Here is a 9,139-nt window from a genome sequence, read left to right on the forward strand (position 1 = left end):
AATGAGCAAAAAAACAAATAAATTTTCTGCTTCAGACTACGGGCATGAAGCTGAAGTACCACAGGAAAACGCTTTCTATTTCGGACAGCAGAATTTCAAATGGATGCTGATCGGACTAGCCTTCATTGTAGTAGGATTTCTACTTATGATGGGACCTGATGCCAATACAGTAGACGGGAAATTTGATCCTAACTCATGGAATGACGGGATCTTTTCTATCAGAAGAATCAGAATAGCACCTTTGTTTGTTGTTATAGGATTTGCAATAGAAGTGTACGCGATCTTAAAAAGAAAATAAATAAAATAATTTTATTTAAGGATTAAAAAATTTAAGAATTGAAAGATGTAAGCCAATGAGCTGATTTTTCTAATTCTTAAATCTTTTAATCTTTTTAATTTTTAAAAGAATATGGATTTAATCAAAGCAATTATTATTGCCATTGTAGAAGGCTTGACGGAATATCTTCCGATTTCCTCTACAGCACATATGGGATTTACTGCGAATCTTATGGGGTTGGAAGAAACAGAATTTTTAAAAATGTTTCAGGTGTCTATTCAGTTTGGAGCTATTCTATCGGTGGTGGTAGCCTATTGGAAAAAGTTTTTTGACTTAAATAATATTCAGTTTTATTTTAAACTTGCATTTGCTGTAGTTCCGGCTTTGGTGTTGGGATATTTATTCGATGATAAAATTGAAGCCGTTCTTGGGAACCAGATTGCGATTTCTTCCGTATTGGTTTTAGGGGGTGTTGTTTTGCTGTTTGCAGATAAATGGTTCAGGAATCCTAAAATTGATGATGAAAAAGGAATCACCATAAGAAATGCTATTACCATTGGTTTTTGGCAGTGTCTTGCGATGATGCCGGGAACAAGCCGTAGTGCGGCCTCTATTATTGGAGGAATGGCACAAGGTCTTACCAGAAAGGCTGCTGCAGAATTTTCTTTTTTCCTTGCTGTTCCTACAATGCTGGCAGTAACGGTATACTCAGTTTTTGTTAAGACCTGGGGAAAAGAAACCGCAAATCCGCAGAAAGGATACGAAATGATTATGTCTTCACAGGATCATATTATGATCTTTGTAATTGGAAATATCGTTGCATTTATTGTGGCACTTATTGCCATTAAAGCATTTATTGGAGTGCTTAATAAATATGGATTTAAACCTTGGGGCTGGTACCGTATTTTTGTAGGAATTGCCCTGTTGATTTATTTTTATTTCTTTAAATAAGGAATTTTTATACCCATTCATGACTGCGGAAGAACTGAAATCAGGATACATTTTTTTATTGGACAAACCTTTGGACTGGACTTCCTTCCAGGCTGTCAATAAAATGAAATATAAACTTAAAAGGGAATTTGATCTTCCCAAGAAATTTAAAATCGGACACGCCGGAACCTTAGATCCAAGAGCAACCGGGCTTCTTATTGTCTGCTGTGGAAAATTTACAAAGAAAATTCCTGAAATTCAGGATGCTCCCAAAGAATACTGGACAGAGATCAAGATCGGTGTGCAAACAGAATCCTATGATACCGAAAAACCGGAAATTCTTCACCAGGATATCTCTCATATTACTGAAGAACAGGTAAAAGAAGTGCTGGAAAAATTTGTTGGAGAAATTGAACAGAAACCACCCGTTTATTCAGCGATTAAAATTGATGGCGAAAGAGCTTACAATCTTGCCAGAGCAGGTGAAGAAGTGGAAATGAAGGCAAGAAAAACAACCATCCATTATATCAAAGACATAAAAATCGATTTTCCTTTGGTGAGTTTCATGGTAGGCTGTTCAAAAGGAACATACATCAGAAGTCTGGCTCATGATATCGGGCAGGAATTGGGAGTAGGAGCTTATCTGACACAGCTGAGACGTACCAAAATTGGTGATTATGCCATTGAAGATGCTACAGATCAGTTCCTGAATAACGAGTACAGATTCGAAAGCCTATGAAAATAAAATTATCCATTTTCTTATTAATATTTTCTTTTTATAAAGCATTTTCTCAGGATACAGAAACTGGAAAATCAAAAATGGATTTTTACTTCAATCCTTCTTTGAATGTAGGATTTAATATTAATAAGAAGAACCAGACCAGCAATTCGCAGTATATTGAAAACAGATCTTCATTAGGAAATCTTACTTATGGGATTACTGCTGTGGGTGGATATAATTTTCTTCCTAACTTTGCATTGGGAACAGGATTTAAATATAGTTTTATCCAGGATAATTATCATCTGATTTATTGGGTTATTCAACCAAAGATTATTTTTTCTCCGGGAGAAAGACCTTTTTACATCGATATTAATTATGGAAAACAACTAAATCACTCTGCTGTTTCAGATACTGAATTCTGGGGCGGGAGACTGGGAATGCAGGTTTCCTATTCAAAAAGATTGAGCCAGGAAGGAGGAATTGTTTTTGAATCACATCGGCTGAAAGATGGAACTGACGGTTTTTTCATAGGCCTGAGCTATGGAATTACCCTTTTCAGCAATAAAAATTATACCGGTTACGGAAAAGACTAATGGAAAAGACACGTATTAATAAATATTTATCAGAAGCAGGATACTGTTCGAGAAGAGCAGCTGATAAACTTTTGGAGGAAGGCAGAATTAAGATAAACGGGAAAATTCCTGAACTGGGAACCAAAGTTTCTGATGAGGATCTCGTAGAAGTGGACGGAAAACCCATCAGAGAACCTCAGGAAAAACCTGTGTATATCGTTTTTAATAAACCGGTAGGAATCGTTTGTACTACCGATACCAAACGTGAAAAAAATAATATCGTAGATTATATCAACCACCCGAAAAGAATTTTTCCTATCGGAAGACTGGATAAACCTAGTGAAGGGCTTATTCTCTTAACGAGTGACGGTGATATTGTCAATAAAATCCTGAGAGCTCGAAATAATCACGAGAAGGAATATTTGGTTCGTGTAGATAAGCCGATCACTCCAAAATTCCTGGAGAAAATGAGAAATGGAGTTCCCATCCTGGATACTGTGACTAAAAAATGTGAGGTAGAGAAGATTGATGAAATGAATTTCAGAATTATCCTTACTCAGGGACTGAACAGACAGATCCGAAGAATGTGCGAATATCTGGGGTATGAAGTTAAAAAACTCAAGAGAATCCGTATTATGAATATCAAACTTGATCTGCCGATAGGGAAATGGAGAGATATGACTGATGAGGAGCTTAATACCTTAAACTCTTTGCTGGTAGATTCCAGTAAAACATTTGATTAAAAATATCTAAGATACTTTATAACGGTTTTAATTTCATGCTTCCTTGTATTAGCTACAGGAAGCATTATTTTTTAATGTTATTTATTATTTTTTTCACATATTGGTGTAATATGTTTTTGTTTTCATTGGAAATGTTTTATATTTATAATACTAACAATGATAATCACAAAACCATGAAATTAAAATTGAATTCAGTGTTCTTGTTTGTTATTCTGGTAATATCCACGGGTTGCCTGAATGAGAACCACAATCCCGATCATCCCCATAATACTTCGTTTTACATTGATTACAGAAGTCTGAAAGGGGCATCAGACGGAATAGCCGTTATAGAACTCGATCCTGAAGCTCCGAATTTTGGAAACATCAGCAGTAAGCTTGAATTGGGTAATGGGGTATTGCCCCATCATATTTATTACAATCTGGATGCAAAAAAAATGTTCACCACTGCTTTGGGAGGCAGTTATCTCTATGAAATAAAAACGGATAAAGACCAGTACGGACAGCCGAAATTAATCAGTGCAACTCCTATTGATACGGGCGAGAATACAGTAGGTGAAAACTTGTTTTTCACAAATGACGGTAGATATTTTATGACCTTTATGGGTGGGGCAGGAGGTCCGAAAGACGGAAGTATTGGCGTTTTTAATGCTAATAATAATCAGCTTATCAAAACGATTAAAGCTCCCATTCAGGCTAATCCCGGTAAGTTTATCATGTATCCGCATGGCATTTCCGTTAATGAGGAAAAAGGATTAATGATGGTGACTTCTACCATTCACCCTGATCTTACGACAGGAATGGGAAATACCTGTACTTTGTTAGATCTGAATACCTATGAAATCAAGGAAACATACCAGGTAGCAGACTCACCAACAGATTTGTCCGCTCCGGTTGAGGTATTGTTACTTCGCGGAAAATTTCCACAATATGCACTTGCTACAACAATGCTTGGCGGTGATATCTGGATTGCCCCATACAATACCGCAACCAAAAAATATGATGCTTTTACCAAGATTTTTGACGGAAGTACACAAGGATTAGGCTGGGCGCTTGAAATGTATATTGATGATACAAACAAGCTCTATGTAAGTTTTGCAGATCCTGGAAGAGTGCTTGTTTTTGATATAAATAATCTTCCCCAGCTAAAGCTTTTGAAGACTTTTGAAGCTGACAGAGGGGCGCATCATATGGTTTTCTTTAAAACCAAGTCAGGAAAAGATGTTGTAGCAGTACAGAATAACCTATTGGATCTTCCTAACTTAAATTCCGGTACGATTAGTATCATTGATATTAATTCCGGGAAAAAATTAGGAACAGTAGATTTAAGGAATAAATATGGAATTCTACCGGAATCTATTGAAGGAACTAACGGGCCAGGCAGTTATATGCATCACTAAAATGTAGGACATTATTCACAGTATAACTCTTCCGGAATATTATTTCGGAAGAGTTTATGTCAACTTCTTGTTGTCATGTTATTTTACATATAATTTCATTCTTTCTTCATACTCAGGTTTCAGTTTTAAGAGTTTCCATATTTTTTTATCATCTGGATTACTAATCCTGTAGAATATGATTTTATCTGCTGAGTACTTGAAATAAGGATGATTTTTAAGCCATTCCTCCGGTGCATTTACTAATGAGTACCGGGGAACACCTGATGTATTCAATGGTGCTATTGAAATCAGTTTCTGAACCAGATCCAGATCGATATTGTAAGTGCTTAGAATTTGCTGCTTATTCATAAAACCTCCCAGTTTCTTTCTGAAACCAATGATTGAACCTGCACTTCTTTCATCCAGTCCGAATTCTATAAGCTGTTTAAACGTAATGGTATTAAGGTCTGTTTTTGAAAAGTCTGTTTTTTCCTGCTGTTTTTCCTGAAGTTTGATATAAGGTTTCATTTCCTGAAATTTCTCAGCAGAAATCACAAAACATTTCTGCAGATCGTCAAGGCTTTTAAAGCTTCCTCTTAAATTCCGGTTCCGGTAATTGAGGATTGTGATTGCTTGTTTTTCTGAGAATCCAAGTGTTTTCCAGCCCTCTAAGTCCAGTTGATTAGGATCAAAAATATGATATTGAATTCTGGATTTCACAGTATTATCCTTCGCAAAATTCCTGAAGTTTTCCGGAGTTTTTGCCGGCAGCAAAAGATAAGGTTCGATTTTGCTGTAATTCTCCGGGGAAATGATGAAGCATTCTTTAAACTTTTCCTTACTGATAAAACTTCCCCCGAGATAATTTTTATACTTTATAATAGCTTCTGCCTGCTTTTCACTGAAACCCATCTTAAGCCAGTCGTGGACAGAAAACCGATCAGGATTGAATTTCGCTGAAACCAGAATTTCTTTCTTTCCGTAGGAAGAGAACCCTTTTGGATCCTTTTTTTCTGTTACTTCAGGAAGTAAAATGAAAGAGGCCAGCTCACTGAATTTCTCTTCGGAAATAGCATAACACTTTTTCAACTGCTCTTTTGAAATAAATTTTCCTCCTACCATATCTTTATACTTAAGGATGGTAGCAGTTTGTTTCTCTGAAAATCCAAGTTTCAGCCACTGTTCTTTATCCAGTGTATTGGGATCAAAATCTGATAGATTTTGTATTGAAGAATCTTTAATAAAGGTAACTTCAGGAAAAGGTTCTTTTTCACGACTGGTGTATTTCTGATAGGCCAATAAAACAGTCAGCAATGTGACCATCAATGCCAGTTTCCGGTAATAGTTTTTTCTCATCATACAGTAAACCTATTAATAAAAATAAAGCACTGCAATAGCTGATAATGAAATGGTTAAAAATGATGTAGAGAAAGCATTTTATGGTTTAAAAGGTGGCGGGAATATTGTCTTTTATGTGATATAATTTCGTAGAGAAATAAAAGTCCTGACTGCATTTTAGAATGTATTTCTTCAAACGGCTTGGTTTTTGTAAATTTTTTATCACACCTAATTAATCGATATAAATATGAATTACACAGAAGCATTAAAATACAAGGAAGAGGCATTAAAAAAAGCCGACAGTACAGTGGCTGACAATTACCATATTGTTATAGTTCCGGCTGATACAACTGAAAGTTCGAGGTATATTGAAGAGTACACCAAAAAGCCTGAAAACTTTAAAGATGACAGCTGTAAGAAATACTGTTCAAACGGAGAATATCTGGTGGTGAGTTTTAAGAAAGAAGAATAGCTTCGAACAAAAATAAGTAATAAATTATTGCCTTTTCTAAGGTATGAGTATATCAATAAAAAGTCCGCTGTAATTATTTGCAGCGGACCTTTTTATATTTTCAAAGAATTTAATCCTCTTCCCGTTCTCCTAAAGACTCTTTCAGCTTGATCAGTTCAGCTTTTACAAACTCCAGGCGGTCGATCAGAGTAATGGTTTCGGAAATTTTACTGTTGGTGGTCAGAGCGATACGAGCTCCATCTAAGGTATATCCTTTTTCTTTTACGAGATGGTAGATCATCTGAAGATTTTTAATGTCTTCAGGAGTGAAATATCGGTTTCCTTTTCTGTTTTTTTTAGGCTTGATAATAGGGAATTCCTGTTCCCAGTAACGTATTAATGAAGTGTTTACATCGAATGCTTTCGCAACTTCTCCTATTGAATAATACAGCTTATCAGGTAAATTTATTTTCATTTTACAACTCCTAAACTTCAAAGATAAAAATTTTTTAAAGTTTCATCCAAAATATATTGTAAAAAGTGCGGTCAGACTTTGTTTTAAAGGAAAAATAAAGATGTAAAATCATCACAAAACAGCCATTTGGTCATCACAGAGAAGAAGAGCAGCTATTACCGGTTCTTTTTATCTAAATTTGTGAATCCTTAAGATATTTATCAATGAATCCGATCTCCGTTCTTCATATCGATCTTTTCCAGGCGGGTAAAAATATTTCAGATTTTTATTTTAACACGATGAAGAGTCATTTGGTGTTGGGACATCGTCATATAGAGAAGCCTCACAGGCATGATTTTTATGCAGCTGTTCTCTTTACCAAAGGAACAGGAGTGCATGAGATCGATTTTCAAAGATATGAAGTCTCTGAAGGAAGTCTTTTCTTCCTGTCACCGGGACAGATTCACAGCTGGGAGCTTTCGGAAGATATAGACGGTTATATTTTCTTTTGTTCCCAGGAATTTTATGAAATGCATTATGTGAATCAGAAACTCAGAAATTTTCCGTTTTTCGGATCCGTATCATTCCCGCGAAAACTACAATTGAATGCTCAGGAATTGAAGAAAAACATGAGTTTATTTAAAGAACTGGGAGAAGAGCATCAGGCTAAAAACATTATGAAAGAAGGCCTGATTTTATCACTAATGTCTCAGCTTTTTATTAATGCTGCAAGATTGTTTTCAAAAGATTTTGATACAATGGATTCTGCTGCCGGACTTTCTTATTTTAAACATTATCAGGATTTCGAAAATCTGATTGAACAAAACTTTACAAAACACAAGTCCATTACGCATTATGCCTCTTTGTTAGGTATTTCATCCAAACATCTGAACAGGATTGCCCAGACTGTTGTTCAAAAAACAGCAACTGATGTCATTACTGAAAGGGTAGTGCTGGAAGCCAAAAGAATGCTCATGTATCTCGACGAGAGTTTGGTGGAAATTGCCTTTAGACTGGGATACGAAGAATATTCCTACTTTGTAAGAGTATTCCGGAAAAGCTCCGGAATGACTCCCACGCAGTTTATGAGGAAATATAAGGCTTAATGAGTGTAAAGTTTAAAGTGTAAGGTTTAAGGTTCACAGTTTAAAGTTTAATGGAGAGATTGTTGTAAACCACCCCGTCAAAAATTCTTTGAATTTTTGCCACCCCTCCTACGGACTATCGTGTGGACAGATCTTTAAAGATTTTGTAAGCTTTGGCTATATCTTTAAAACATTTGAGTCCAATCCACAGGGTTGTAATACCCGGATGCCTGTTGCTTTCGTATCCTTTCCATCCTCCCAAGCGGGCAATGACCCATACATATCTTTTAAGATCGGTCTTTGAATAATTATTTTTTTGCTTTTGGGTACTGCCTTCCAGATCTTTCATGTATTCTTCCATCAGCTGCTGTTCTTCAGGATGAAAACAGGATCCGGGAGTAATTTCTATCTCCGGCTCAGCATAGGCAAGGCGCATTAAGAACAGCTTAATGGTAACTTCCATAATCATTAAGCTTTGTTTTCGGATCGAAGAAGCATATTCCAGTTCTGAGGATTCAATGTCATAGCCTTCCTTTTTCAGAATTTTAAATATCTCTTCGATTCTCCAACGCCAGCTATACCACTCGATACAGTTCATGGCCATCTCCATATTATCTATAGATAGGGTAGTTAACAAACGCCAGCAGACCGCATCGCTGCCTTCATATTCAACTTCCCTGGCTTCTATAAAATATATTTTTAAGCTTTTAGGCGTATTTTCATTTATTCTTTTAGGGCTCTTTATTTCTACTTGTTTATAACGGACTTCTACCTTGGCTGTTCTCTTTTTCCTCCCATTTCTGGCATCAATAAAAACCGAATAAACAGCAGGTACCTGCTCCTTGTCGATGCTGGAAAATAATTTTGTCCCATCTGGAAGTGAACGGTCTGCCCTTGCCCTGACCAATAAATCTACACCTTCTTGGGGAATCCTGGCAAACTGCTCATAAATATCACCCTCACGATCTTGCACAATAAGCATGCCCGGAACTTGCGCCTTCAAAGCAGAGATGGTTTGCTCAGATACTTCGATCCATTTGTAGGATTCTTTTTCTTCGATAGGAAGATCACGGTAGTTTCTTTCATGTTTATTCGCAAAATTTTGCGAACGACTCCATAGCTTAACATTAGCAAAGCCATAGGGTGTACCGTTGGAAGCATCAAGAACAACCGATGGATGGATATAGAAACC

At 36.3% G+C, this 9,139-nt stretch carries 11 protein-coding genes; 8 read left to right on the forward strand and 3 right to left on the reverse strand.

The window, feature by feature from the left end; genetic code table 11:
• Nucleotide 1 precedes the first annotated feature (1 nt).
• The 6 genes from DEU40_RS07785 (at nt 2) to DEU40_RS07810 (ending at nt 4,640) form a co-directional block, all read left to right on the forward strand.
• Nucleotides 2-298, forward strand: coding sequence for a DUF3098 domain-containing protein (locus DEU40_RS07785; protein WP_110009308.1), 297 nt, complete (start codon nt 2-4; stop codon nt 296-298).
• Nucleotides 299-409: 111 nt separating this feature from the next.
• Nucleotides 410-1,228, forward strand: coding sequence for an undecaprenyl-diphosphate phosphatase (locus DEU40_RS07790; protein ID WP_110009309.1), 819 nt, complete (start codon nt 410-412; stop codon nt 1,226-1,228).
• 19 nt (nt 1,229-1,247) lie between these two features.
• Nucleotides 1,248-1,946, forward strand: coding sequence for a tRNA pseudouridine(55) synthase TruB (gene truB / locus DEU40_RS07795; RefSeq protein WP_110009310.1), 699 nt, complete (start codon nt 1,248-1,250; stop codon nt 1,944-1,946).
• On the forward strand, nt 1,943-2,521 hold the full coding sequence (locus tag DEU40_RS07800) for a hypothetical protein (RefSeq protein WP_110009311.1): 579 nt from the start codon (nt 1,943-1,945) through the stop codon (nt 2,519-2,521). Before truB ends, DEU40_RS07800 begins: the two co-directional genes overlap by 4 nt.
• Complete coding sequence (rluF, locus tag DEU40_RS07805; protein WP_110009312.1) at nt 2,521-3,243, forward strand: 23S rRNA pseudouridine(2604) synthase RluF; 723 nt, start codon at nt 2,521-2,523, stop codon at nt 3,241-3,243. Before DEU40_RS07800 ends, rluF begins: the two co-directional genes overlap by 1 nt.
• A gap of 173 nt (nt 3,244-3,416) precedes the next feature.
• The gene (locus tag DEU40_RS07810; RefSeq protein ID WP_146207835.1) at nt 3,417-4,640 is read left to right on the forward strand and encodes a YncE family protein; all 1,224 of its coding nucleotides are present in this window, start codon (nt 3,417-3,419) and stop codon (nt 4,638-4,640) included.
• A 78-nt stretch (nt 4,641-4,718) separates the two neighbouring features.
• Here the strand turns inward: DEU40_RS07810 and DEU40_RS07815 are convergent, their stop codons facing one another.
• Nucleotides 4,719-5,978, reverse strand: coding sequence for a helix-hairpin-helix domain-containing protein (locus tag DEU40_RS07815; RefSeq protein ID WP_110009314.1), 1,260 nt, complete (start codon nt 5,976-5,978; stop codon nt 4,719-4,721).
• Nucleotides 5,979-6,204: 226 nt separating this feature from the next.
• Here DEU40_RS07815 and DEU40_RS07820 point away from each other — a divergent pair, with 226 nt between their 5' ends.
• Nucleotides 6,205-6,429, forward strand: a complete 225-nt coding sequence (locus DEU40_RS07820; protein ID WP_110009315.1) for a hypothetical protein — start codon at nt 6,205-6,207, stop codon at nt 6,427-6,429.
• 109 nt (nt 6,430-6,538) lie between these two features.
• Here the strand turns inward: DEU40_RS07820 and DEU40_RS07825 are convergent, their stop codons facing one another.
• Nucleotides 6,539-6,883, reverse strand: a complete 345-nt coding sequence (locus DEU40_RS07825; RefSeq protein ID WP_062671077.1) for a MerR family transcriptional regulator — start codon at nt 6,881-6,883, stop codon at nt 6,539-6,541.
• 203 nt (nt 6,884-7,086) lie between these two features.
• Between DEU40_RS07825 and DEU40_RS07830 the strand changes: the two genes are divergently transcribed.
• A complete protein-coding gene (locus DEU40_RS07830) occupies nt 7,087-7,968 on the forward strand; it encodes an AraC family transcriptional regulator (protein WP_110009316.1) in 882 nt (293 codons plus the stop codon).
• A gap of 115 nt (nt 7,969-8,083) precedes the next feature.
• Here DEU40_RS07830 and DEU40_RS07835 read toward each other — a convergent pair.
• On the reverse strand, nt 8,084-9,139 hold a 1,056-nt coding region (locus tag DEU40_RS07835), incomplete at its 5' end, for an IS4 family transposase (RefSeq protein WP_110009317.1).

The organism is Chryseobacterium sp. AG844 (assembly GCF_003182335.1).
GTDB lineage: Bacteria > Bacteroidota > Bacteroidia > Flavobacteriales > Weeksellaceae > Chryseobacterium > Chryseobacterium cupriresistens.

Bases quoted from the DNA above. Each gene is read 5' to 3' on its own strand.
- DEU40_RS07785 (WP_110009308.1), top strand. From the start codon at position 2: ATGAGCAAAAAAACAAATAAATTTTCTGCTTCAGACTACGGGCATGAA.
- DEU40_RS07790 (WP_110009309.1), top strand. From the start codon at position 410: ATGGATTTAATCAAAGCAATTATTATTGCCATTGTAGAAGGCTTGACG.
- truB (WP_110009310.1), top strand. From the start codon at position 1,248: ATGACTGCGGAAGAACTGAAATCAGGATACATTTTTTTATTGGACAAA.
- DEU40_RS07800 (WP_110009311.1), top strand. From the start codon at position 1,943: ATGAAAATAAAATTATCCATTTTCTTATTAATATTTTCTTTTTATAAA.
- rluF (WP_110009312.1), top strand. From the start codon at position 2,521: ATGGAAAAGACACGTATTAATAAATATTTATCAGAAGCAGGATACTGT.
- DEU40_RS07810 (WP_146207835.1), top strand. From the start codon at position 3,417: ATGAAATTAAAATTGAATTCAGTGTTCTTGTTTGTTATTCTGGTAATA.
- DEU40_RS07815 (WP_110009314.1), bottom strand. From the start codon at position 5,978: ATGATGAGAAAAAACTATTACCGGAAACTGGCATTGATGGTCACATTG.
- DEU40_RS07820 (WP_110009315.1), top strand. From the start codon at position 6,205: ATGAATTACACAGAAGCATTAAAATACAAGGAAGAGGCATTAAAAAAA.
- DEU40_RS07825 (WP_062671077.1), bottom strand. From the start codon at position 6,883: ATGAAAATAAATTTACCTGATAAGCTGTATTATTCAATAGGAGAAGTT.
- DEU40_RS07830 (WP_110009316.1), top strand. From the start codon at position 7,087: ATGAATCCGATCTCCGTTCTTCATATCGATCTTTTCCAGGCGGGTAAA.